General features: G+C 43.6%; 22 protein-coding genes, 1 tRNA gene and 1 riboswitch. Of the genes, 12 read left to right on the plus strand and 11 right to left on the minus strand.

All coding sequences use genetic code 11. From position 1 onward, the window contains the following. Positions 1 to 167 precede the first annotated feature (167 nt). The 9 genes from F0228_RS10300 to rsxA form a co-directional block, all read right to left on the minus strand. Positions 168 to 602, minus strand: coding sequence for a DUF2753 domain-containing protein (locus tag F0228_RS10300; RefSeq protein ID WP_004741697.1), 435 nt, complete (start codon positions 600 to 602; stop codon positions 168 to 170). A 467-nt stretch (positions 603 to 1,069) separates the two neighbouring features. Continuing rightward, entirely contained in the window at positions 1,070 to 1,486 is a 417-nt protein-coding gene (gene gloA, locus F0228_RS10305) for a lactoylglutathione lyase (RefSeq protein ID WP_008220190.1), read from the minus strand. A gap of 108 nt (positions 1,487 to 1,594) precedes the next feature. Next, the gene (gene nth, locus F0228_RS10310) at positions 1,595 to 2,230 is read right to left on the minus strand and encodes an endonuclease III (RefSeq protein WP_171731767.1); all 636 of its coding nucleotides are present in this window, start codon (positions 2,228 to 2,230) and stop codon (positions 1,595 to 1,597) included. Between the two features lie 169 nt (positions 2,231 to 2,399). Next, positions 2,400 to 3,092 carry an electron transport complex subunit E gene (locus F0228_RS10315; protein WP_061033813.1) on the minus strand — a complete coding sequence of 231 codons (693 nt, stop codon included), beginning with the start codon at positions 3,090 to 3,092 and terminating at the stop codon, positions 2,400 to 2,402. Then, complete coding sequence (gene rsxG / locus F0228_RS10320) at positions 3,092 to 3,721, minus strand: electron transport complex subunit RsxG (RefSeq protein WP_012603532.1); 630 nt, start codon at positions 3,719 to 3,721, stop codon at positions 3,092 to 3,094. Before rsxG ends, F0228_RS10315 begins: the two co-directional genes overlap by 1 nt. Before the next feature lie 13 nt (positions 3,722 to 3,734). Next, the gene (rsxD, locus tag F0228_RS10325) at positions 3,735 to 4,781 is read right to left on the minus strand and encodes an electron transport complex subunit RsxD (RefSeq protein WP_105057420.1); all 1,047 of its coding nucleotides are present in this window, start codon (positions 4,779 to 4,781) and stop codon (positions 3,735 to 3,737) included. Beyond that, positions 4,781 to 7,591: an electron transport complex subunit RsxC gene (rsxC, locus tag F0228_RS10330; RefSeq protein WP_171762218.1), complete on the minus strand. Its 2,811-nt coding sequence runs from the start codon at positions 7,589 to 7,591 to the stop codon at positions 4,781 to 4,783. The genes rsxD and rsxC overlap by 1 nt, the downstream gene beginning before the upstream one ends. A 7-nt stretch (positions 7,592 to 7,598) precedes the next feature. Then, positions 7,599 to 8,192: an electron transport complex subunit RsxB gene (gene rsxB / locus F0228_RS10335; RefSeq protein WP_004734040.1), complete on the minus strand. Its 594-nt coding sequence runs from the start codon at positions 8,190 to 8,192 to the stop codon at positions 7,599 to 7,601. A 2-nt stretch (positions 8,193 to 8,194) separates the two neighbouring features. Further along, entirely contained in the window at positions 8,195 to 8,773 is a 579-nt protein-coding gene (gene rsxA / locus F0228_RS10340) for an electron transport complex subunit RsxA (RefSeq protein ID WP_004737335.1), read from the minus strand. A gap of 797 nt (positions 8,774 to 9,570) precedes the next feature. Here rsxA and F0228_RS10345 point away from each other — a divergent pair. The 5 genes from F0228_RS10345 (at position 9,571) to F0228_RS10365 (ending at position 14,972) form a co-directional block, all read left to right on the plus strand. After that, positions 9,571 to 10,383 (plus strand): winged helix-turn-helix domain-containing protein, encoded by an 813-nt coding sequence (locus F0228_RS10345; protein ID WP_105057419.1) that lies wholly within the window; start codon positions 9,571 to 9,573, stop codon positions 10,381 to 10,383. 130 nt (positions 10,384 to 10,513) lie between these two features. Then, positions 10,514 to 10,894 (plus strand): hypothetical protein, encoded by a 381-nt coding sequence (locus F0228_RS10350; protein ID WP_239938164.1) that lies wholly within the window; start codon positions 10,514 to 10,516, stop codon positions 10,892 to 10,894. A gap of 186 nt (positions 10,895 to 11,080) precedes the next feature. Next, the gene (sph, locus tag F0228_RS10355) at positions 11,081 to 12,484 is read left to right on the plus strand and encodes a sphingomyelin phosphodiesterase (RefSeq protein ID WP_171731769.1); all 1,404 of its coding nucleotides are present in this window, start codon (positions 11,081 to 11,083) and stop codon (positions 12,482 to 12,484) included. 696 nt (positions 12,485 to 13,180) lie between these two features. Continuing rightward, positions 13,181 to 14,512, plus strand: coding sequence for a hypothetical protein (locus tag F0228_RS10360; protein WP_061033806.1), 1,332 nt, complete (start codon positions 13,181 to 13,183; stop codon positions 14,510 to 14,512). A 19-nt stretch (positions 14,513 to 14,531) separates the two neighbouring features. Further along, the gene (locus F0228_RS10365; protein WP_061033805.1) at positions 14,532 to 14,972 is read left to right on the plus strand and encodes a hypothetical protein; all 441 of its coding nucleotides are present in this window, start codon (positions 14,532 to 14,534) and stop codon (positions 14,970 to 14,972) included. Between the two features lie 480 nt (positions 14,973 to 15,452). On the opposite strand, the gene F0228_RS10370 is transcribed toward F0228_RS10365, so the two are convergent. Then, positions 15,453 to 15,528 (minus strand) — tRNA-Asn (locus tag F0228_RS10370). Positions 15,529 to 16,038: 510 nt separating this feature from the next. Between F0228_RS10370 and uvrB the strand changes: the two genes are divergently transcribed. The 3 genes from uvrB to luxU all read left to right on the plus strand — a co-directional run bounded on the left by uvrB (position 16,039) and on the right by luxU (position 20,115). Then, on the plus strand, positions 16,039 to 18,069 hold the full coding sequence (gene uvrB, locus F0228_RS10375; protein ID WP_171731765.1) for an excinuclease ABC subunit UvrB: 2,031 nt from the start codon (positions 16,039 to 16,041) through the stop codon (positions 18,067 to 18,069). Positions 18,070 to 18,358: 289 nt separating this feature from the next. Continuing rightward, positions 18,359 to 19,747, plus strand: a complete 1,389-nt coding sequence (gene luxO, locus F0228_RS10380; protein ID WP_032553998.1) for a quorum-sensing sigma-54 dependent transcriptional regulator LuxO — start codon at positions 18,359 to 18,361, stop codon at positions 19,745 to 19,747. Positions 19,748 to 19,770: 23 nt separating this feature from the next. Continuing rightward, a complete protein-coding gene (gene luxU / locus F0228_RS10385) occupies positions 19,771 to 20,115 on the plus strand; it encodes a quorum-sensing phosphorelay protein LuxU (RefSeq protein ID WP_061033803.1) in 345 nt (114 codons plus the stop codon). A 78-nt stretch (positions 20,116 to 20,193) separates the two neighbouring features. Here the strand turns inward: luxU and F0228_RS10390 are convergent, their stop codons facing one another. Then, on the minus strand, positions 20,194 to 21,081 hold the full coding sequence (locus F0228_RS10390) for a YvcK family protein (RefSeq protein ID WP_171762219.1): 888 nt from the start codon (positions 21,079 to 21,081) through the stop codon (positions 20,194 to 20,196). Positions 21,082 to 21,275: 194 nt separating this feature from the next. Next, positions 21,276 to 21,428, plus strand: a riboswitch (molybdenum cofactor riboswitch). On the opposite strand from F0228_RS10390, the gene moaA reads away from it, so the two are divergent. From moaA to moaD, 4 genes are all read left to right on the plus strand, one after another. After that, positions 21,417 to 22,406 (plus strand): GTP 3',8-cyclase MoaA, encoded by a 990-nt coding sequence (gene moaA, locus F0228_RS10395; RefSeq protein WP_004737343.1) that lies wholly within the window; start codon positions 21,417 to 21,419, stop codon positions 22,404 to 22,406. Its footprint overlaps the riboswitch before it by 12 nt. A gap of 79 nt (positions 22,407 to 22,485) precedes the next feature. Then, a complete protein-coding gene (moaB, locus tag F0228_RS10400; RefSeq protein WP_004737344.1) occupies positions 22,486 to 22,998 on the plus strand; it encodes a molybdenum cofactor biosynthesis protein B in 513 nt (170 codons plus the stop codon). Positions 22,999 to 23,010: 12 nt separating this feature from the next. Next, the gene (moaC, locus tag F0228_RS10405; RefSeq protein ID WP_004734026.1) at positions 23,011 to 23,490 is read left to right on the plus strand and encodes a cyclic pyranopterin monophosphate synthase MoaC; all 480 of its coding nucleotides are present in this window, start codon (positions 23,011 to 23,013) and stop codon (positions 23,488 to 23,490) included. Continuing rightward, a complete protein-coding gene (gene moaD, locus F0228_RS10410; RefSeq protein WP_004737346.1) occupies positions 23,487 to 23,732 on the plus strand; it encodes a molybdopterin synthase sulfur carrier subunit in 246 nt (81 codons plus the stop codon). The genes moaC and moaD overlap by 4 nt, the downstream gene beginning before the upstream one ends.

The following is a 23,732-nucleotide window of genomic DNA, read 5'->3' on the forward strand; positions in this document are numbered from 1 at the left end:
GTATAAAAGTGAAACTAAAAGGCCTGACTCCGATAGAATATCGAACTCAGGCCTTGAAAGCCGCTTAACAGAAATGTCCAACTTTACGGGGTCACTTCACTATGACGGGCTTTTTGTATCTGAAATCTAGTTGAATCAACTCGATATGTGCCTATAGACGGATTTGCTTAGTTGAGACGGAAGCGAGCGATCATTTCGCAGTTAGTCGCGGTATCGATTTTTTCCACCATAGAGGCAATTTTAGGGTTTGGATGGCGTTTCATGAAATCGATAAGTGCTTTTTTACAACAGCCAATAGAATCAATAAAGCTAGCACATTGTGTATTGGGACACTGAGGGATCAGAGTCAGTACTTTCTCTGAAGCCAATTGTAGATACTTAAGTTCATATTCTGTATCACCCGCCCAGCGCCAGAATTGCGCGAGATTATGACAAGATATCACCGAGATTAGTAAACGCTCATCGGCCTCTATATCTGTACGCTCAGTGATCTCCTCACTTAGGTTCAGTGCCTGCTGATAATGAAGAATACTTCGTACAGGATCGTCGAGCTGCAATGCCGTATCGGCGAGTAACGTGTGTTTTTCCCATTCGCTAATCATTGTATTACCTCACTAATCAATAGGGGTGATAATTTAAATGATAATCATTATCAAGTAAAGTTTCATCAGTGAGATTGTTAAAAATATATAGGGCATGTTGACCTTTTGAGCTTGTTTTTGCAGCGAGTTGCTGGGTTTACATGGAAGGATGAGGCTTTGATATGTCGTTTGTTTGTAAGAGAAGTTGATAACGTAGTCGTTAATAACCAGCAAACGCTGCCCAAAGGGTTCGGCAAAAAGCGTTTTTCTCTTTGTTGAGGGAGACTTGCTTAAATGACTAGGCTACTTCTCCCTCGCCGCGATTAAAACGCTTTTATCTCGAACAAAATTCAACCGCAAAACATCAACAAGCCCTAGTAAAGAATATCGATTATGGTGAGAGTGATAAAAAAGAAGCGAGCACTGTGCTCGCTTCTTTGTTTATCTTATTAGGCGTTCTAGCCGTATCTCGCAAAGGTATTTCGGAATTAACCTTCTAGACCTGCGCTCGCTTGTTTGTTTTGAATCAGCTCAATCATGTAGCCGTCAGGGTCCTTAACGAATGCGATGTGTGTTGACCCGCCTTTTACTGGACCTGGCTCACGAGTCACGTTACCGCCTGCTGCTTTAATCGCGTCACACGTTGTGTAGATATCATCAACACCGATAGCCACGTGGCCGAAAGCAGAACCAAGGTCGTATTCAGTCGTACCCCAGTTGTACGTTAGTTCAATTACAGCGCCTTGAGATTCGTCGCCAAAGCCAACGAAAGCCAGTGTGTATTCGTACTCTTTGTTTTCGTTCTTACGTAATAGCTGCATGCCCATTACATTGGTGTAGAACTCGATAGACTTGTCTAGATCACCCACGCGTAGCATGGTGTGTAAAATACGACCGTTTGACATGATTTGCTCCTAGCTTTAACTATGTTTACGTTTTTGTAATTCTGTTTTCTGCCGCCAGACAATTGCGACACTCTTTAGCCAATAGGCTTGTGGTTCTTGTTTATGAACTTAGACGTCAGTTTTCTCTTTAAACTCACACAGATCTTCAATAATGCAACTTCCGCAGCGAGGCTTACGCGCGACACAAGTGTAGCGTCCATGAAGAATGAGCCAGTGGTGGACATCCAATTTAAACTCTTTTGGAACCACTTTAAGTAGCTTGGCTTCGACATCATCGACTGTCTTACCCATCGCGAGTTTAGTTCGGTTCGATACACGATAAATGTGAGTATCAACGGCAATGGTTGGCCAGCCGAAAGCGGTGTTCAATACTACGTTGGCAGTCTTGCGGCCAACACCAGGAAGAGCTTCCAGTGCAGAGCGATCTTCTGGCACTTCACCATTATGAAGATCAAGCAGCATACGACATGTCTTAATGGTGTTTTCTGCTTTCGAATTAAACAGACCGATAGTCTTGATGTACTCTTTCAGGCCATCGACACCTAGGTCGAAAATCGCTTGTGGAGTATTGGCAACAGGGTAAAGCTTATCTGTAGCTTTGTTCACGCTGACGTCAGTTGCCTGTGCAGACAAAAGTACCGCAATCAGAAGTTCGAAAGGGCTACTCCAATTTAGCTCAGTCTCTGGCTTTGGGTTGTTTTCTCTCAAACGCTCAAGTATTTGTACTCGTTTTACATTGTTCATAGCGACATTACTTTCAAATAGTTAGGGCAGAGCTCTGGAGTGGGTATTTAATACACTCGAAAAACTCAGGCCGTATCATCGGTTACGCGCTCTTATGAGCGTCATTGTTATGTGTATTGGTTATATCTATTTCTGCTGAGCGGTTGAGCAGCTCAGCAGATTTTTGTTGTTAAGCGTTAGTCACGCGGGCACGCTCAATAACAGGTTTTTCTGGCTTTGGTTGTTTCGATTTCGCTTGATGATCGATGATGTTTTTCAACGCTATCAAGAAACCAACACCAATAAATGCGCCCGGTGGAAGTAGAGCCAACAAGAAGCTGTTATCAAACTGGAATATTTGGATTCGTAACACAGAAGCCCAATCACCAAGAAGCAGGTCTGCACCATCAAACAGAGTACCGTTACCAATAACCTCACGCATTGCGCCCAGTACCACCAATACTGATGTCATACCAAGGCCCATCCAGAAACCATCTTGAGCGGCAGGTAATACTTCATTTTTAGAAGCGAAAGCTTCCGCTCGGCCAATGATGATACAGTTAGTTACGATCAGTGGGATGAAGATACCGAGAGATAGGTACAGGCCATAAGCGTAAGCATTCATCAGCAGCTGAACACACGTTACCAGTGATGCAATGATCATCACGAATACTGGAATACGCACTTCTTTTGGCACGTGGTTACGAACCAGAGAAACGGCAACGTTCGAACCGACTAATACAAGTAGCGTGGCAATACCGAGCCCAAGTGCGTTGGTCACCGTTGAAGAGACAGCCAATAGCGGACACAAGCCAAGTAGCTGTACTAGGGCAGGGTTATTGGCCCACATGCCATTTTTGATTAGTGTTTTATGATCACTCATTATTCACCACCACAATTTAGAGGTTGAGCAAGCAATGCTTGGTTGTTTTGGTTAACGTATTGAACCGCTTGTTTGACTGACTTCACGACTGCTCTTGGTGTGATGGTTGCACCAGTAAACTGGTCAAAGTCACCACCGTCTTTACGAACCTTCCAACGGTCTAGATTAGAATCCGTCACTTGCTTACCTGCAAACGAAAGAATCCAATCACTCACACGTAGATCAATCTTATCACCTAATCCCGGAGTTTCTTGGTGAGAAAGTACACGTGTGCCCAAAATGGTACCGTCGATTTTCATACCGACGATCACTTTAATTGCACCGTTATAACCGTCTGGTGCAATTGCCTCGATAGCAATCGCGCTTGGCTCACCATTGATTTTTGCGATGTAAGCGGGCATCGCTTGTTCAGTACCAAGCTCTTCAGCTTGAACTAAAGTACAAGACGAAAACAGTTCGTTGTCGTGAAGATCGTGCGGGATCACTTGGTTAAGAACAGACAGTAGCTGAGCTTGTTCTTGTTGTTTGATCTGGTCTTTTGTGAGGTAGTGGGTTACCGCCACTAAACCTGTCGATGCACAGGCAAAAATCGCGAGCACAAGGCCGTTTTTCTTAATCGCATTTAGCATGATGTCCGCTCCTTTAGTGGCCGTATGTACGAGGCTTGGTGTAGTAGTCAATCAGTGGAACACACATATTGGCTAACAATACAGCAAACGCAACGCCATCAGGGAAGCCACCCCAACTGCGGATAATAAACACTAGCGCACCAATTAGGGCCCCAAACACTAAGCGGCCTTTAACAGTCGTCGAAGCCGAAACTGGGTCGGTTGCAATAAAGAATGCACCAAGCATAGTCGCGCCAGACAGAAGGTGAATGGTTGGAGAAGCGGTTTCACCAGGAGTGAGCACTAAGAACACTAGGCTAAATAGAGCAAGGCTGCCGATGAACGCCACAGGAATATGCCATTGAATCACGCGTTGCTTGATAAGTACCAGGCCGCCAACGAGGTAAGCAAGGTTCACCCATTCCCAGCCTACGCCAGCTAGCCAGCTAAATTGCGGTTGAGACAGAGCTTCAGACGCTGTGTTACCTGCTGTTAATGCGGTTTTGAATGCATCAAGCGGCGTTGCCATAGTGGTGCCATCAATACCAAGACGAGCTTGTTGTAGAGATAACCCTTCATTATTGAAACCAGTAAAGATCATCAAGAAGGAGTCAACAAAGCTTGTCGCTTCTGCGGTTAAGCTGGCTGGTGCATTCCAACTGGTCATCTGAACTGGGAATGAAATCAGCAAAACAACGTAAGCCACCATCGCCGGGTTAAATGGGTTTTGCCCTAAGCCGCCATATAGGTGCTTCGCAATAATAATCGCGAAGAACATACCAATCACCAGAATCCACCACGGTGAGTGCGGAGGAATAGCGACACTGAGTAGCCAAGCGGTCACAACTGCACTGTAATCTCGTAGCGCCATTACTGGCGGACGTTTTCTTAGCAGCATTACGGCTGCTTCAAAGGTAACAGCAAGTGCGATAGCAAATACTAACTGGATGAGCGTACCCCATCCAAAGAAGTAGGTTTGAGCTAGTAGACCTGGCAATGCACAAATAGCGACCCATTTCATGAGATCTGGTGTGCTTCTACGATTGTGTGCGTGCGGTGAGCTGGCGATAAAGAAGGCCACTACTCTTTCTCCTCATTGTTCTTTTTATCTTGCTCTTGCTGTGCTTTTCTTGCTTTAGCACGAGCAATAGCGGCAGCAACGGCTGCTTTTTTAGGATCGACTTGCTGTGATTGAGTCTCAGCTACAACTTCAGTCTCTTTCTCGGTTAGAGGCTCAGGAGCGATTTCTTGTGCTTCAACCTGTTTAGCTTGCTGTGCTTTCTTAGCCTTAGCGCGAGCGATGGCCGCAGCAACAGCCGCTTTCTTAGGGTCGACAGCTTCTGGTTGAGTTTCAGTTTCAACTTCAATTGCGGGTTCAGGCGTTTCTTCTGCCTCAGCCTGTTGCGCTTGTTGTGCTTGTTGTGCTTTTTTCGCTTTAGCGCGAGCTATAGCGGCAGCAACGGCGTCTTTCTTAGCATCGCCAGAACTTCCAGCTTCAGTTTCAACTGCAGGTTCAGGAGCTTCGGTTGTTTCTTGTGTCGCTTGCTGTGCTTTCTTAGCCTTAGCGCGAGCGATGGCCGCAGCAACAGCAGCTTTCTTAGGGTCGACGTGCTCCGATTGAGTCTTGGTTTCAACTTCAACCACTGGTTCAGATGTTTCTGCTTGCTTCGTTTGCTGGGCTTTTTTGGCTTTAGCACGAGCGATAGCGGCAGCAACAGCATCTTTCTTGGCATCGCCGGATTTTTCAGCAGGAGCTTCAGCAGCAGATTCAGCTTGTTGAGCTTTCTTCGCTTTAGCACGAGCAATGGCCGCAGCGACAGCATCTTTCTTAGCATCGCCAGAGCTTTCAACAGGAGCTTCAGAAGCTGATTCCGCTTGCTGTGCTTTCTTCGCTTTAGCACGAGCAATAGCCGCAGCAACGGCATCTTTCTTGGCATCACCAGTACTTTCAGCTGGAGCGTCAGAAGCTGATTCTGCTTGTTGTGCTTTCTTCGCTTTAGCGCGAGCAATGGCCGCAGCGACAGCATCTTTCTTGGCATCGCCAGATCTTTCTGCCGGAGCCTCAGTAGCTGATTCCGCTTGTTGAACTTTCTTCGCTTTAGCACGAGCAATAGCCGCAGCAACGGCGTCTTTCTTGCCATCACCTGAGCTTTCTGCAGGAGTATCGGCTGCTGCTTGTTGTGCCTTGCGCTCTCTCGCTTGACGCTTGCGCTCTTCACGCAGTTTAGACATTTCAGAGTTGTCTGGTTCAGCGCCTTCTGCTTTCTGAGCTGCAGCTTGTTTCGCTTTTGCCTTCGCAATAGCGGCAGCAACCGCAGGTTTCACTGCTGGCTCTTCATTCGGAGCCTGATCCGCAGCGGCTTTTTGTGCTTTAACACGAGCAATCGCAGCAGCAATAGCATCATCACCGCCGGATGTTTTCATATCTTTACGGCGGTTATCTGCGGCTTTCTTAAAGCGGTTTTCACGTTCGGCTTTATCACGCTCCATACGAGCGTTCTTCTCTTCAAAGCGAATCTTGGCGCGCTCTGCAGCAGCGGCTTCATCTTTTCGAGTTTTGATTTCAGCTTTTGCTTGGCGATAGTACTGAACAAGAGGGATTTCGCTTGGGCAGACAAATGCACATGCACCACATTCAATACAGTCTTTAATATTTAGCTCTTCACACTTGTCTAGCTCATTGGCTTTTGCATGCCATTGCAACTGTTGAGGTAACAGTGACGCTGGACAAGCTTCGGCACATGCACTGCATCGAATGCACTCCATTTCGTAAGTGCTTGGTGAAATTTCACGACGCGTTGGCGCTAAAATACAGTTCGACGTTTTAGTGATTGGCACATTGGCATGTGGCAAGGTGAAGCCCATCATAGGGCCGCCCAAAATTAAACGCGGCAGCTTTTTATCAGCTTTGTAGCCAAATTCTTCAAGCAGCTCATGTACCGGCGTGCCTAATAGCGCCCAAACGTTACGTGGTTGCTTAAAGGTCTTGCCGGTTAAAGTCACAACGCGGTTAACGACAGGTTCGCCGTCGATTACTGCTCTCTTGATCGAATAAAGAGAGCCGACGTTTTGAACCAGAACACCAATATCTGCAGGAATACCGCCAGCCGGAACCTCTTTATTGGTGAGGATCTTGATCAGCTGTTTCTCACCACCTGAAGGGTATTTGGTTGGGATAACACGAATGACGATGTCTTTGTCTTTCGCTGCAATCTCAAGTGCTTTTATCGCGTCTGGCTTGTTGTCTTCAATGCCGATAACCGTCAGCTTTGGTTGAAGGATGTGTTCAACCACTTCGATGCCTTTTAGTACTTCTTCGGCATGTTCTTGAAGCAACTTGTCATCAGAGGTGATGTAAGGTTCACACTCAGCTGCATTGACGATCAGAATATCAGTACGGCCAAGGCCAGACTGAAGCTTTTTCGCAGTAGGGAAGCCTGCACCGCCCATACCTGAAATACCAGCTTGACGAATCACATCAAGCAGTTCGTCTGAGGTCTTTGTTGAAAATTCTTCAACGGGAGTTCGTTCAATCCAAGCGTCTAAGCCGTCAGGTTTAATGACGACACTGAGTTCGCTTAAGCCTGAAGGGTGAGCGGTAGTTCTTGGTTCGATAGCAGTAATCACACCTGATGTAGGTGCGTGAACCGGTAATGTAAAACCGGTATCTAGAGCCGTTAGTTGTTGGCCTTTCAGTACGGTGTCACCCACGGTAACCAATAAGTTACCTGGCTTACCGATGTGCTGTTTTACCGGAAGGACGATTTCTTCTGGAAGCCTTGCATGAACGATGTCAGTGGTATTGGACTGTTTCTTGTTTTCAGCAGGATGCACGCCGCCTGGGAAGGTCCAAATAGAGCCCGTGCGAATTTGTTCAATTAAAGAGATCATACTAACCCTATGCCTTAGGCTCTGACGCGGTCGCATCAGTTGCTTGGTTAGTGATATCTGTAACAGGAATGATGTTCATCTGCCATTTCCAATTTTCAGTCGTTGTTGCCACTGGAATCATTTCAATACAGTCAGTAGGGCACGGCGCGACGCAAAGATCACAACCAGTACATTCATCTTTAATTACTGTGTGTAGTGCCTTAGTACCACCAACTATGGCGTCGACAGGGCAGGCTTGAATACATTTAGTACAGCCGATACACATATCTTCATGAATGAAGGCAACAGTTTTTACTTTGTTATCTAAGTCGTGAGCGGAGTCTTCAACTTCTACGCCCATTAAGTCTGCTAGCTTCTCAATGGTTGCTTGGCCACCAGGAGGACATTTATTGATTTTGTCTCCGTTAGCAATCGCCTCCGCGTATGGGCGACAACCTGGGTAGCCACACTGGCCACATTGTGTTTGCGGTAAAATTGTGTCGATTTGATCGACGATAGGATCGGCTTCTACTTTGAAGCGGATAGAGGCGAAGCCCAAGATAGCGCCAAAAACAGCGGCTAAAACAGCTAACGCAATGATCGCAATTAAAATGGTACTCATGCTTATTTCACCAACCCAGTAAAGCCCATGAATGCCAGAGACATTAGGCCTGCTGTGATCATCGCTATCGATGCACCTTTAAATGGCATTGGAACATCAGCAACCGCAATACGTTCACGCATTGCAGCAAATAGGATCAGAACAAGAGAGAAACCTACCGCCGCGCCGAAACCATAAACGATCGACTGGATGAAGTTGTGGTTTTCATTGATGTTCAAGAGTGCCACGCCTAATACCGCACAGTTGGTGGTGATAAGGGGTAGGAAGATACCCAATAGGCGATAAAGAGTCGGGCTGGTTTTGTGAACCACCATTTCCGTAAATTGAACCACCACCGCGATAACCAAAATGAAACTCATGGTACGCAGGTATTCAATACCCAGAGGGGTAAGGATGTAGGTTTCTACTAGGTATGCAGATACCGACGCTAACGTCAGAACGAAAGTCGTCGCGAGGCCCATGCCAATCGCAGTCTCCAGTTTCTTGGAGACTCCCATGAAAGGACATAGCCCTAAAAACTTCACTAGCACAAAGTTATTGACCAGCACTGTGCCAACCAACAACAAAAGGTATTCGGTCATAATGGATTAATTCTTGAGATTCCGATCCCGATATTATCCTGCTTTGCTCACCTAATAACAACCAGTGAACGGTGTGGTTTTGTATGTCTGATGGAAATTTATACGCTTAATAAGAGGATAGCAGATCTCATTGAAACAAATCAGTTGTTCTAAAGCGTGATAATGACACACGTATCACGGACGTGTTTGGGCTTCTATACGTGGTTTTCTCGAGCAGAGAATTGACAACTTTAACGAGGTTACTGTCTTCTTGTTGAGTACTGAATGTATCAGCTTTTAAGAAACCGGTTTCACCAGTGAGGATTAGAGGGAAGGGGCAAATCGTCTACCCTAAATGAGCCTGACATCGGCAAAAACTTAATCTGCGCAGATTAGTTTGTTGTAATTCAGATTTTTAGCGAACGTCTAGGCATAGGTTTTTTCCGGTAAGAGAAAAAATCAAAAGACATTTACTGTCATTATAAGTCAATTTGTGAATTAAATTGTAATATTTACTAATAATTAAGTGAAATTCACTCTCTTTTTTTTATGAAATAGTTGTCAAGTTTGGAATATATGTATTTTAGTTTTTTTTGTTTCATGGCGATGCATTTTTTATATATAGTTGCTTTTACAAAAAAGTTACTTATTTTGTCTTTTTAAATAACCATTTAATTAATCCTGTTAACGTTCGGTTAGTGACAAATGGTTTAATGAATCAAGTGACATATCAAAAATTGTTTTAAATGAATCCAATATTTATCCATGAAAATTATATTTGTATAAATATTATGGTTATTCAGTTTCAAGGCTAATTTATGTACAAATTAAATAATTGGTTAATTCACTTAGACCACCCGTTAGTGACTGATTTACTCAAAAATGAAGAAAAGCGCATCGGCTATCATGATCATCTTGTGATTCTAATGTTGTGTGAAAACGCTGGGAAAATTAATACAAAAGAAGATTTGTTGAATAGAGCTTGGCCAGGAAAGCACGTTTCGGAAGGGTCACTTACACAATCGATTAGCGCGATACGTACGTTGATCGAGGATGATGGGAAGCAACAAAAGTATCTGAAAACGGTCGCTAAGGTTGGTTATAAACTAGAAAGTGAGGCGGTGTCGTGGCTAGAAGAGAGTGATAGTCAATTAGATAGCCAAGACCACTTATTAACCGGGGACCCGAGTGGTAAGGCTGGGAGTTTTGAAGACAGCACCGACAAAAACACACAACATACATTTGGTCGTAATCAAATCTATATTGCATTGGGCCTCGTATTCATTGTGATTGCCGCATTGTTTCCATTGGTGTTTGCTACAAAAGAGCCTAATTTAACGAGTTGGCTCCCACTAACCAAAATGTTTTCTAGCGAAGCGTTAACAGTCTACAGCGATAATGAAGAAGAGGCCAAAGTAGTCGCAAAAGGCGTTACTCCTCTGGTTTCTGAAGAAGTTAAACAAGGTAGGTTAAGCCGATTGATCCTTGCCCACTCTCAAGAAAGCTTATCTATTGTCATCCTCAAGCCACTGGCACCACCTGTCAATTTAGTGGTTTTGTTTGAATCTCCTCAGTCTACGGATGATCTCGTTGGTATGGTTAACGCGGAGCTTAGTCGTTATGTTTACTAAAAATAAAAGCATTTACTTTCTTCTTTTTTGTCTTTGCATAATGTTTGCTTCTATTACACATAGCCTACGTTCGAAAAAAAATGTTTTGGTCAACTCTACCACCCTTTATATGACAGTAGATGGTGACTATATGGCCACAGAGAACATGGACGTAGTGATCAGTGAGGATAATTTTGAGGCGGTTACGGTTATAAAAGAAGCTGGACTCAATAACACCCTAGATATTTACACAAAAGGAAAATTCATTCGCAAGAGTGATGGCCTATTTAATGTAAGCTTACGTGAAGAACGCGTTGACCATGGAGACATTGATTTTGAGCGTGATGATGACATGCTTGTTTATGATAGGTATGTAAAAGCACGAAATAAGTTGTCGTTCTTTAAGTCGGTTCAAATACTTGAAGAGCTACCGAACCAATATATGCTTATCATTTCAAATAGCCCTGTAAAGAAAATGGTCGCTGTGAAAATGGAACCACTGCCAATTGTAGACTTTTATGATTACTATTAAGGTTTTAACCATGGTTTGATATTTTTTTTAGACCTATTTAATTATTATCAATTATATCACTATGGGAGGATACATCTCAGTTTAATAGGAGATGTACTAACCATGACAAGATATCTGATATCAGTTTTTCTAATACTATTCACATTTACTTTACGAGCTGAGGAGAGCAGTTCACCTCCCAAGATAATGAATTACAATGTCTATATGCTGGATCACCATCTGGGAATTTTCGTTGGTGGGACTAATCCAAATAAACGAGCAGAGTTATTGGCAAACTCGTCGGTTTTTGATGATATCGACGTGGTTGTATTTAATGAAGTGTTCGATAACCGAGCGAGTCAAATACTTATCGATGCACTCGCTCAGAAATTTGGGTATCTAACGCCTGTTTTGGGCCGTACAAAGAATGGCTGGGACCATACTGAAGGTTGGCGTTCGACATCTCTTGATGATGGCGGCGTGATTGTATTCAGTAAATATCCAATTGAGTATAAGTCACAAGTGATTTTTAGAGATGGTTGTGGCGCAGACTGGGCATCCCAAAAAGGTTTTATACACACCGTCATTAATAAAGGCGGAGAGAGATACAATATTATCGGCACCCATGTTCAAGCTGACGATGATACCTGTAATATTGCTCCCTCTGTGGTTAGACAAGACCAGTTCGCACAAATAGATAGCTATATTTTCGGGGCAAACCGCTCAGCTGACGAAATGTTTTTTATTGCTGGTGACCTAAATGTCGCAAAGGACTCACAAGAGTTTTCCTCAATGCTCGCGACCTTAAATGCATCAGCGCCGACTAACTATGCTGGCGCGCCTTACTCATGGGACCCTGCTGTCAATGGTTTAGCTCACGCAAACTACCCAAATTTAAAAGGGCAATTACTAGATTATGTTCTTGTTGAGCGTAGTCATAAGCAACCCAAGAACTGGCATAACCAAGTGTTAGATATCGTGTCGGATAGAGTTGAGTTACCCGGCACACAGGAGCCGTATTACTTTTATGAGTATTCAGACCATTTCCCAGTCACTGCATTTGAGTATGCAGATGAAAGCACGCCAACTCAGAGTGTGCGCCCAATCAATAAGCCGTATAACGCCATCAGACTAAAGCATCGATTAACTGGAGAATATGTTTACGCAGATCCAAATGTGTCTAATGGCTGGCTTACCTACGGTCCCGATGGAGAGCAATCCAATGCGAAGTTTAAGTTAGACAACTGGCATCCATATATAGGTACTTGTATCCACGACCATGACTATGTACAGATCTCTAGAACAGATGGTTATAAAGATCACTACTGGACTTATAGTGGTAGTACGTATTACACGGAAGATCACGATTCTTCTGACTTCATGAAGATTAGCCGCTTAACAGAATCCGATAGCTGCATCCAAAATGGTGATGTCGTGTATATTTATGATCATGCTCATCATCTCTGGACATCCCCGAACAAATATCTTGAGCCTAGTAACCTGTATATCCAAGGGACTAAAGAGCTACCCGTTGGAGAAAATGGGCTGTTCATTATTGAGATGGACAACTTTGAATTCTCCGACTGGGAATCGAGTCTTTCCTATAAATGAATATATTCTAAATATTGATTTTTCTTGAAATTACTTGATTGTCAGTACTATTTGACTCATTTGGTTTATTGTAAATAGTGAACCAATAGAGTGTGTTGGGTGATAGTAAGAGGTCAGGTTGGTTAGCCATCAATGTAGCCCTTAAGTTGCCATCTTTAAATAAAAGCCACTTTAGTGTGGCTTTTTATATTATAAAAAATCATCCAATTCTCGGTTGGTTAATAAATGGCTAAACGAATTTTTAAATTCATGATGTGTTGAAATTTGGTTTTTATAAATTGCCTTAATTAATAAAAACTTGTTGGAATGGTTTTTGGCGTTAGTAAGATATTGAATTATGAACTTTGACGGATACTTTGAAAAAATACAAATTCAAATAGAGAAGGTGGATTCGCTAGAAGACCTTTTAGTATGGCGGAAGAGAATTAATATAGGGCATTCTGGTCTTTCTTTTCGTACAGAGCAAGGCCGTCTTATTTCACATTGTTACCGAAGGTTTAAGGAAGAAGACTCAAAAATTATCGAACTTAATTTTTCTTGTGATATATGAATGAAATGGTGACTTCACTATTGTTCAGGTTTTTTCAATAACAGAATATATTTTTTTATTACTACTTTATTGTGATTATATTTTTTTGACTCGTTAATTTTAAAAGGCATCGATATTGATGTTAATGCAGTTAAAAGGAACGAGTGATGAAATTAAGAAGCTTCAGTCTAAGCTTGATAACAGTCTCTGTGTTATCTGGCTATGCTAATGCATCTCCTATCCCTGGAATTGATGATGCTTACTTTAAAGGTGCTGACGAGTACGTTGTGTACGACGACCCGGCGACAGCCTGCGATATATTTAATGCAAAAGTAGAATATATTAATAACCATCTAGAGCAGGAGGGTTTACCTGGAAAAATTGCGAATCTTTGCCAGCATGCAAGAATAGAAGATGGTCAAATTGAAGAACAGTTCATTATTACCTCTCAGAATGGTGCCTATGGCCCAGGTAAGGAAAAGTACAAAATTCATGAGCAGGTTGACGTCGCTCGTACTATCGATCTGTTGATGTTTTCTCAGTCAAACAAGACTAACTATATTATGGCGGTTGACGGCAGCATGAATGTCACACGTCAAACCCTTGCCGATGGAGGCTATTTTTTCGAGTGGGAAGATGAAAAAGTTGCGCCGCACTTTTATTACCGAGAAGGATACTTAGGTCAGATTTTCCACGGGAATTCTCAATTCAATTTCATGTCAGGTGAAGATGCTTACAATCAGATGCACCGTAGAGCGGTTAATGAAGCCCCTAATGATCTAGAAGAGCAAACAAGGTTGACTTGGAAGTATTTAAGTGAGAGGTGTGAAAACGACGAACTCAACGATCACTGTCTTCCTCAACACCGTCACGGAAATCTGTTTGTGAACCAGCAAAGCTTTCCGGGCTCGAGTAATGTGAATAAAGAGATTTCGTTAGCTGAGAGTACGTCTTTTAGCTTTGATATTACGGGTTCTTTTGAAGCGAGCAAATCAGATGGTCCGTCTGCTGGTCTCGCAGTAGGCTTTGGTTTTAACAAAACCAAAGAATCTAGTCAAACACACAGTATGTTGAATTACACCTCGGTTGATGAGGGCAATGATATCGGCCATACGGTTGTCCAGACTATTAATACAAAAGCGGTGGGGGAAGCTGGCTATTATGCGGATAATCCATCTTCAGAATTTTGGCATGTAAAGAATGCTGCTGAAATCTGGGGTGAAGATCTGTACCGAGTTTATGATCTGAAGAGTTATGAGACTTGGCAGGAAAACTACACTGCGGATTGGAATACTTGTCGTGATCAAAAACTGGTATTTGGCAATGCGGTGACGGTTTCGCGCGCTTATCTCAATATGTATGGCAGCACTTGGTCAATTAATGAGAATGAGTCAATTTTGTACCAAAGAGATTCTAACTACGGCATTACGATCGATACCGATTGTACTACGGATGATAAAGGTCAAACTTTCCGTATTATGAAAGAAACAATTCTTTAGTTATTAGAGGGTAAAGAGAATGAATTTTGTTAAAAGCACTATTTTTGCTAGTACGCTGCTATTGTCTTTGGCTTCTAATGCTGCGAGCCTATCTACCATTGGAACGCAAGATAACGGTGTATTCAATGAGATGCAGCGAATCCAACTGAAGTCTGCTGGAGAACGTAGCTCTGCGAAGTCTGCGGATATCTTTTTTATTAATAGTAATGATGTTCAAGTTGAAGACTTGACGAAAGAGTTACTGAAAGACTTTAACTCTATCGTGATCGTTGGCGACTCATTTAAAAATAAAGAATTGATGATTAAGCTGGTTGGATTTGGTATCGAGAGAGAAGTGGTAGCTATTACCAATATCCACGACTCATCGAAGCGTCAGATCAATACCTACAGCAAAGGCGATAAAGCTGGCGATGATAAGGTAGCAGCTGTGCTGATGGATACGATTGCTCGTCACCTGTAATACAACATAAATAGACTCTGCAGTGTACCGATTATTTTTCGGTTAACCTGTGGTCTCAAAATTAAGTAAGCCACGGACTCGTTCGTGGCTTTTTTGATCTGCACTAGGCATAGGGCATAGGGCATAGGGCATAGCAAAGTCCTATTTTTGGGCTGAGATATTGGTTTGGTATAAACCAGTCGCTTTAAAACGCAAAAAGCCGCATCAAGTGATGCGGCTTCTTTAAATTTGGTTCCCCTTGTCGGGACTCGAACGCGGGCGGCTAGTACGGTCCGACGCTTCGGCTGAGACATTAACTCGGAACAAGTTAGTCGCAGTTAAAACGAAAAAAGCTCAATCTTTCGATTGAGCTTTTTTCTAGAATTTGGCTCCCCCTGCGGGACTAGAACGCGGGCGGCCAGCTCTGAGACATTGGTTTGATACAAACCAGTCGCTTTATAACGTAAAAAGCCGCATCAAGTGATGCGGCTTCTTTAAATTTGGCTCCCCCTGCGGGACTCGAACCTGCGACATACGGATTAACAGTCCGCCGTTCTACCAACTGAACTAAGGGGGAATTGCTTGTTAGCGACGCGAATTCTAATAAGAGTCCTATTTTCTGTCAACAAAAAATAGTAGAAAAAAAATTAGATAAATAACTTTACTTTCTTGAATGCCTTGTTGGATTTGGCTTTGCTTTAGTTATCCACCAAAATTGTGGATAAGTGTGTGTGTGAAACTTTAACAACAATAGCCGGGATAAATCTGAAAATGTAAAAAATTGATCTAACTTGATGTATTTAAAGGATAGTTTGCAATTTATTACGATTGTATAACTTTTCTTGATTACAAAGGGAACAGTAAAACAAGCGGTATTTTTAGGTTTTTTGGGGAAAAGTAGTGGATTAAAATTCGAGTAATTTAGCTGAGGAAACTTTGCAGGGGCACGGATAGTACCAAGTTCTAAAATTAAAAGCTATAACTGATCTCTAATCTTAAGATGCATTTCTCCAGATAATAGTTGCATCGACACTCCTCATAGAGTGACAATGACCTGATTAAAAAAACAGTATGGAAATGGCGACCTATGAGTAAACTTTTTGATTTGGTATCGGACTACAGTCCGTCCGGTGACCAGCCGACTGCGATTACCCAATTACTAGATGGACTGGATTCTGGTCTCGCACATCAAACTCTATTAGGGGTAACGGGGTCGGGTAAAACTTTCACGCTTGCTAACGTCATTTCCCAGTCTCAAAGACCAGCAATCCTATTGGCGCCAAATAAGACGTTGGCTGCTCAACTTTATGGTGAGATGAAGTCTTTCTTCCCAAATAACGCTGTCGAGTATTTCGTTTCTTACTATGACTACTACCAGCCGGAAGCCTACGTTCCAACCACGGATACATTTATTGAGAAAGATGCGTCTGTAAACGCTCATATTGAACAAATGAGGCTGTCTGCGACCAAGGCACTATTAGAAAGAGAAGATGCTATTATCGTTGCGTCTGTTTCCGCTATCTATGGTTTGGGTGATCCTAAGTCTTATTTGAAAATGATGCTTCACTTGAGCCGCGGCGAAATCATGGATCAGCGCGATATCTTGCGTCGTTTGGCCGAACTTCAATATTCCAGAAACGATGTTGCTTTTGAGCGTGGTCAGTTCCGTGTTCGTGGTGAAGTGATTGATATCTTCCCAGCTGAATCCGACCAAGACGCAGTACGAATCGAGATGTTTGATGATGAAGTCGACTGTATCAGCATTTTCGACCCGCTAACTGGCGCAGTAAAGCAAAGAGATTTGCCACGCTTTACGGTTTATCCAAAGACTCACTATGTGACACCGAGAGAAAAAATCCTTGAAGCGATCGAGAACATCAAAGATGAACTACGAGATCGAGCCCAATACCTGAAAGACAATAACAAACTTCTCGAAGAGCAGCGTATCTCACAGAGAACTCAATTTGATATCGAGATGATGACAGAGCTTGGCTTCTGCTCAGGCATTGAAAACTACTCACGTTACTTGAGTGGTCGTGCTGAAGGTGAAGCGCCTCCAACATTATTCGACTACTTGCCTGACGATGGCCTGCTGATCATCGATGAGTCACACGTTACCGTGCCGCAAATCGGCGCGATGTATAAAGGCGACCGCTCTCGTAAGGAGACTTTAGTTGAATTTGGTTTCCGTCTGCCTTCTGCGTTGGATAACCGCCCAATGAAATTCGATGAGTTTGAATCCATCGCGCCGCAAACGATTTTTGTCTCTGCAACGCCTGGTAACTATGAACTTGAAAAATCAGATGGAGAGATCGCCGATCAAGTCGTTCGTCCTACTGGTTTATTAGACCCTATTATTGAAGTAAGGCCAGTCGCGACTCAGGTGGATGACTTGTTGTCTGAAATCAGAATCCGTTCAGCGAAAGAAGAGCGTGTATTGGTGACTACGTTGACCAAGAGAATGGCGGAAGATCTTACTGAATATCTAACAGAACATGGGGTGAAAGTGCGTTACTTACACTCGGATATCGATACGGTTGAACGTGTTGAAATCATTCGAGACCTACGTCTTGGCGAGTTCGATGTGTTAGTAGGTATTAACTTACTTCGAGAAGGTTTGGATATGCCTGAAGTATCGCTGGTGGCGATTCTTGATGCTGACAAAGAGGGCTTTTTGCGTTCTGAGCGCTCTCTGATCCAAACGATCGGTCGTGCAGCTCGTAACCTAGAAGGTAAGGCGATCTTGTACGGTGACTCGATCACGAAATCGATGAAAAAGGCGATAGATGAAACGGACCGCCGTAGAGAAAAGCAGCAGGCCTACAACAAAGAGCAAGGTATTACGCCACAAGCTCTTAAGCGTAATATCAAAGATATCATGGAGTTGGGTGATATCACTAAGTCGAAGCAGCAACGACAATCTAAGCAGGTACCATTGTCTAAGGTGGCAGAGCCATCAGAAAGTTACGCAGTACTAACACCACAACAGCTCGATAAAGAGATCAGTAAGTTGGAAGCAGCGATGTATCAACATGCTCAAAACTTGGAGTTTGAATTGGCAGCGCAGAAACGCGATGAAATTGAACAGCTGAGAAAGCAGTTTATAACCAATAGCTAAATGTTACTTATTATTGGCTCAACCTCCCTCTTGCTCGTGTTCTAGACAAAAAATAGCCAGTAGGAAATGTTCTACTGGCTTACGTTTGTGAACACTTAGTCCACTAACAACGTCAGTTGGCTAGGTGACCCGAAGGTCATCTAATTGACTGCATCGTTCATGCCATATAGATAAGATATTGATTGTTTGAAGTCGGTATAGAAATACAATACAAATATTGTGGCCAATTTGCATAATGCAAAGCGGAATGCGACTATAATAAGAAATGCAAATTATAAATGGCTAGGATATGCAATCAAAAACGCTAGATAACAAATCAAAGTATTTGTTGATGGTAGAGGATACCGCCTCGGTAGCAGCTTTGTACCGCTCGTATCTTACACCGCTCGAAATTGATATCAATATTGTCGGCACTGGCCGCGATGCAATTGAGAGTTTGAATCATCGAATCCCTGACCTAATTTTATTAGATCTACGCCTGCCTGATATGACGGGCATGGACGTGCTATTTGCGGTTAAACAAAAGTACCCTGAGGTGCCTGTTATCTTCATGACAGCTCACGGTTCGATTGATACCGCAGTTGAAGCGATGCGTCACGGTTCTCAAGACTTCCTTATCAAACCGTGTGAAGCAGACCGCCTTCGTATCACGGTCAATAATGCTATCCGCAAAGCGACGAAATTAAAGAACAGTTCAGAGCACCCTGGAAATCAGAACTATCAAGGTTTCATCGGTAGTAGCCAAACTATGCAGCAGGTGTATCGAACTATTGACTCTGCCGCATCAAGTAAAGCGAGTATTTTCATTACTGGTGAAAGTGGTACCGGTAAAGAGGTGTGTGCAGAAGCTATTCATGCTGCGAGTAAGCGTGGCGATAAACCGTTTATCGCTATCAACTGTGCGGCGATTCCCAAGGACTTGATTGAAAGTGAACTGTTTGGTCACGTGAAAGGGGCATTTACAGGGGCGGCAACAGATCGTCAAGGCGCTGCTGAACTGGCTGATGGTGGCACTTTGTTCCTTGATGAGCTCTGTGAAATGGACCTTGAACTGCAAACCAAGCTTTTACGCTTTATCCAGACAGGTACTTTCCAAAAAGTGGGTTCGTCGAAGATGAAGAGTGTCGACGTTCGTTTTGTTTGTGCGACCAACCGCGATCCTTGGAAAGAAGTTCAAGAAGGGCGTTTTAGAGAAGATTTATACTATCGTTTGTACGTGATTCCTCTGCACTTGCCACCATTGCGTGAGCGTGGTGAAGATGTCATCGAGATTGCGTACTCACTGCTAGGATATATGTCCGTAGAAGAGGGCAAAGCGTTTGTGCGTTTTGCTCAGGAAGTGCTTGATCGTTTCAATCAGTATGAATGGCCTGGTAATGTACGTCAGCTGCAAAACGTGCTGCGAAATGTTGTGGTATTGAACAATGGTAAAGAGATTACGCTCAACATGTTGCCGCCACCACTAAACCAGCCAATTGAAAACAGTCTACGCTTGAAAGAGAAGCAGAGTGAAGACATCACCGTTAAAGATATTTTCCCGCTGTGGATCACTGAAAAAACAGCCATCGAGCAGGCCATCAAAGCGTGTGATGGCAACATTCCAAGAGCAGCTGGTTTCTTGGATGTAAGTCCTTCGACCATTTACCGTAAATTGCAAGCGTGGAATGCAAAACAGTAATCACCAAACGAAAAGAAATAACAATGACCAAAGTATTGAATCAACAAAAAGTTGATGAGCTTGCCGGTGAAATAGGGCAAGAGAATGTTCCGGTGTTACTGGAGATCTTTTTAGGAGAATTAAAAGGCTACTATGAGCACCTAGAGATAAATAAAGAGTCGGATACCTCCAAGTATTTGGCGGATATTAGCCATGCTCTAAAGAGCAGCGCTGCCAGCTTTGGTGCTGACTCCTTGTGCAGTTTCGCGATTGATTTAGACAGTAAAGTGAAACAGTCTCTGCCTATTACCGATGGTGATTTTGAAGATATGCAGTCATTACTGCTTTCGACATACACAGAATATCAGCAGTTGATGACGGATCTCTAAAGTAGAGAATTACTATAGAAACTAAAAAGGAGCGGAATGCTCCTTTTTTAGTTTCTGTTGTTTGAGCTGGTTTGTGGTTTAAGCCAACTGAGCTTCGATCGCTTGTTGTAACTTCACTCGGTCATGGCGCCAGTCTCGGTTGGCCGACGCAAGATCAGTGGTGATACAATTCCATTGTCCTTCAAGTTCAGGGTGAGGCTCATTACCAAGAATAATATCTATCTTGCGTGCTTTACAGGTACGTTCACACCACTCAAGCTGTTCTTGAAGTGTCATTTTCCCGGCAGGACCATGCTCTGGCGATAAGTTTTCAACGAAGATAAGCTTAGCATGGGTATTTTCGGAAATAGCTTTACCAATCTCTGGGAGCAGAAGTGGTGGCATCACACTGGTCAAAAAGCTCCCTGGCCCAAGAACGATGCAGTCCGCTTGCTCAACTGCAGCAACGGCTTCTTTAGTTGCTGGCACTTCCGGCGACAAGTCCATCATGCGTAGCTTTTCTGTCATGTCATCCACATTGGTTTCACCTGTTACCCAGCGCCCATCCATCGATAGGGCGGTAAGGTCTGACGGGTGTTCGGTCATAGGGACGATATTGACATCGACCTTGAGCATATTTCGGATCAGGTTAATCGCTTCTAATGGTCGAACCGAGAGGTTGTCTAGTGCGGTCAGCATCAGATTACCCAAGTTATGACCGTCGAGTTCACCTTGACCGCGAAAACGGTATTCAAACATCATCGAGCTGATTGACGGCTCAGTGATTAATTGATTGATGCAGTTACGAGTATCACCCCATGCGATACCACCTTGGCAATCTCGAATTCGTCCGGTTGAACCACCGTTATCTGTTGTAGCAACAATGCCCGTGGCGTTACTACCGAAATCTTTTAATGCCGCCAACATGCGACCTAAGCCATGGCCGCCACCGATTGCGACCACTTTCTTTGAAGTGTAAATATTCATTTTTTATTCTTGTTAGATTATTACCAACTATAATTTAGGTTAAATGCTTCTTGTCAGATACTCAACAAGAGTTATTTTGAGCGTTTGATACGTTTTTTTTGCCAATGTGACCCGTTTTTTGTCATCAAAGCTAGATTCACGTACAAATATTAAGTATTTTATTACCCAGCTACTGTGCGTGTGAATGTAACGTGCGGTTGCCATAACTCCGAGCTCTCGCATGCTAAGTCGCACAGTGGTATTTGCTGTACCGATACGCATCAAGAGCCAGTGACATGTTGTCACAAGGGCTTAATTGGAAATGATTATGCCTCCCGTGTTTGGAAAGGTGTTCCGTGGCGCAACAATTCGAAGATAGATTCCATCGCAAGTTTTATTACTTGCGCTTGTCGGTTACAGACGTCTGTAACTTTAAATGTACTTACTGCTTGCCAGATGGTTACAAACCGTCAGGGCAAAAAAACTCGTCTTTTTTAAGTGTTCCCGAGATCAAACGTGTCGTTAAAGCGTTTGCAGATTGTGGCACCTCAAAGATCCGCATCACAGGCGGAGAGCCGAGTCTGCGTAAAGACTTCCCCGAAATTATTCAAACCGTTGCCAACACTCCGGGTATCAAAAAAGTTGCTACGACAACTAACGGCTACCGTATGGAGAAACAAGTAGGGCAGTGGCGTGATGCTGGTTTAACTCACATTAACGTAAGCGTGGATAGCTTAGATCCGCGCATGTTTCATCAGATTACTGGTGAGAATAAGTTTACTGAGGTAATGCGAGGCATTGATAAAGCGTTTGAGGTTGGCTTTGAACAAGTCAAAGTAAACGTAGTATTGATGAAAGACCTCAATAGCCAAGAGTTACCTGCCTTCCTTAATTGGATTAAAGACAAACCGATTCAACTGCGTTTTATTGAGCTGATGAAAACCGGCGAGATGGACGAGTTGTTTGATAAACACCATGTGTCAGGTGTCGCGATTCGTAACCAGCTTATTGCTAATGGTTGGTTGCTTAAAGTGAGAGCCGTTAATGATGGCCCTGCGCAAGTGTTCGTTCACCCAGATTACAAGGGGGAAATTGGTTTGATCATGCCTTACGAGAAAGACTTTTGTGAGAGCTGTAACCGACTGCGCGTTTCTGCGACCGGTAAGCTTCACCTATGTCTGTTTGGCGATCACGGTGTTGAACTGAGAGATTTGATTCAAGAAGATCAACAAGAGCAAGAGCTCATTGATCGTATTCAGGCTCAGCTACAAACCAAGTCCGTTAGCCACTTCTTACATGATGGCAACAGCGGCATGACTCCAAACTTGGCGTCAATCGGCGGTTAACCCGCACACACTCAAACGTATTTTATCGCTCAGTTTATTTAAGCTGGGCGAATCAGTCTAATTTTATATAGGTGAACAAATGGGTCACGCAGAAAGCAAATTTCAAGCAGCAAACATCGCAGTACTAACGGTTTCAGATACGCGTACAGAAGAAAACGATACGTCAGGTGGTTACTTAGCTGAGAATGCTAAAGAAGCAGGTCACAACGTAGTTGATAAGCAAATCGTTATCGATGACATGTACAAGATCCGTGCGATCGTATCTAAGTGGATCGCTGATGAAAGTGTACAAGCGATCATGATCACTGGCGGTACGGGCTTCACATCTCGTGACAGCACGCCTGAAGCGCTTAAGCCACTCTTCGACAAAGAAGTAGAAGGCTTTGGTGAGTTATTCCGTCAAGTATCTTACGAAGAGATCGGTACATCGACAATTCAATCTCGTGCAATTGCGGGCTTTGCGAACCACACAGTTATCTTTGCAATGCCAGGCTCAACAGGCGCTTGTCGCACGGGTTGGACTAAGATTATCAAGCAACAGATGGATGCTAGCCACCGTCCTTGCAACTTCATGCCACACCTTTCTGTATAAGGCGGTTTGAGTATGAGCCAATTTACACACATTAACGCGTCTGGTGAAGCAAACATGGTCGATGTATCGGCTAAAGCAGAAACAGTACGTGAAGCGAGAGCAGAAGCGTTCGTGCAAATGTCTGCTGAAACGCTAGAGCTTATTGTTTCTGGTAGCCATCATAAAGGTGATGTTTTCGCAACGGCACGTATCGCGGGTATTCAAGCGGCTAAAAAGACGTGGGATCTGATTCCACTGTGTCACCCTCTGCTATTAACTAAAGTAGAAGTGCAGCTTGAAGCTATCGAGTCTGAAAACAAGGTTCGCATCGAATCGGTTTGTAAGCTTGCTGGTAAGACTGGCGTAGAAATGGAAGCGCTAACGGCTGCTTCTGTGGCTGCGTTAACGATTTACGATATGTGTAAAGCTGTTCAGAAAGACATTGTTATCGAAAACGTGCGCCTGTTAGAGAAGACAGGTGGTAAATCTGGTCACTTCAAGGTGGAATCATGATTACAGTACTTTTCTTTGCTCAAACTCGTGAACTTGTTGGTGTGGACAGCGTTGAAGTTGATGCACAATTTAAGACGATTGAAGCGATTCGTAGTCATCTTGTGACACAAGAAGGCAAATGGGATATCGCATTGGAAGAGGGTAAGCTTCTGGCTGCACTTAACCAATCAATCGTACCTCTGACAACTGAAGTGAAAGACGGCGACGAAGTGGCTTTCTTCCCGCCAGTGACTGGAGGCTAA

This window comes from Vibrio sp. 99K-1, assembly GCF_013114585.1.
Lineage (GTDB): Bacteria > Pseudomonadota > Gammaproteobacteria > Enterobacterales > Vibrionaceae > Vibrio > Vibrio chagasii_B.

Excerpts from the sequence above, each read along its gene's own strand:
- nth (WP_171731767.1), bottom strand. The coding sequence starts at position 2,230 with ATGAACAATGTAAAACGAGTACAAATACTTGAGCGTTTGAGAGAAAAC.
- F0228_RS10315 (WP_061033813.1), bottom strand. The coding sequence starts at position 3,092 with ATGAGTGATCATAAAACACTAATCAAAAATGGCATGTGGGCCAATAAC.
- rsxC (WP_171762218.1), bottom strand. The coding sequence starts at position 7,591 with ATGATCTCTTTAATTGAACAAATTCGCACGGGCTCTATTTGGACCTTC.
- luxO (WP_032553998.1), top strand. The coding sequence starts at position 18,359 with ATGCAATCAAAAACGCTAGATAACAAATCAAAGTATTTGTTGATGGTA.
- sph (WP_171731769.1), top strand. The coding sequence starts at position 11,081 with ATGAATTACAATGTCTATATGCTGGATCACCATCTGGGAATTTTCGTT.
- moaB (WP_004737344.1), top strand. The coding sequence starts at position 22,486 with ATGGGTCACGCAGAAAGCAAATTTCAAGCAGCAAACATCGCAGTACTA.
- rsxB (WP_004734040.1), bottom strand. The coding sequence starts at position 8,192 with ATGAGTACCATTTTAATTGCGATCATTGCGTTAGCTGTTTTAGCCGCT.
- F0228_RS10300 (WP_004741697.1), bottom strand. The coding sequence starts at position 602 with ATGATTAGCGAATGGGAAAAACACACGTTACTCGCCGATACGGCATTG.
- luxU (WP_061033803.1), top strand. The coding sequence starts at position 19,771 with ATGACCAAAGTATTGAATCAACAAAAAGTTGATGAGCTTGCCGGTGAA.
- rsxA (WP_004737335.1), bottom strand. The coding sequence starts at position 8,773 with ATGACCGAATACCTTTTGTTGTTGGTTGGCACAGTGCTGGTCAATAAC.
- moaC (WP_004734026.1), top strand. The coding sequence starts at position 23,011 with ATGAGCCAATTTACACACATTAACGCGTCTGGTGAAGCAAACATGGTC.
- moaD (WP_004737346.1), top strand. The coding sequence starts at position 23,487 with ATGATTACAGTACTTTTCTTTGCTCAAACTCGTGAACTTGTTGGTGTG.
- F0228_RS10345 (WP_105057419.1), top strand. The coding sequence starts at position 9,571 with ATGTACAAATTAAATAATTGGTTAATTCACTTAGACCACCCGTTAGTG.
- F0228_RS10390 (WP_171762219.1), bottom strand. The coding sequence starts at position 21,081 with ATGAATATTTACACTTCAAAGAAAGTGGTCGCAATCGGTGGCGGCCAT.
- gloA (WP_008220190.1), bottom strand. The coding sequence starts at position 1,486 with ATGTCAAACGGTCGTATTTTACACACCATGCTACGCGTGGGTGATCTA.
- uvrB (WP_171731765.1), top strand. The coding sequence starts at position 16,039 with ATGAGTAAACTTTTTGATTTGGTATCGGACTACAGTCCGTCCGGTGAC.
- rsxG (WP_012603532.1), bottom strand. The coding sequence starts at position 3,721 with ATGCTAAATGCGATTAAGAAAAACGGCCTTGTGCTCGCGATTTTTGCC.
- F0228_RS10365 (WP_061033805.1), top strand. The coding sequence starts at position 14,532 with ATGAATTTTGTTAAAAGCACTATTTTTGCTAGTACGCTGCTATTGTCT.
- F0228_RS10360 (WP_061033806.1), top strand. The coding sequence starts at position 13,181 with ATGAAATTAAGAAGCTTCAGTCTAAGCTTGATAACAGTCTCTGTGTTA.
- F0228_RS10350 (WP_239938164.1), top strand. The coding sequence starts at position 10,514 with ATGGCCACAGAGAACATGGACGTAGTGATCAGTGAGGATAATTTTGAG.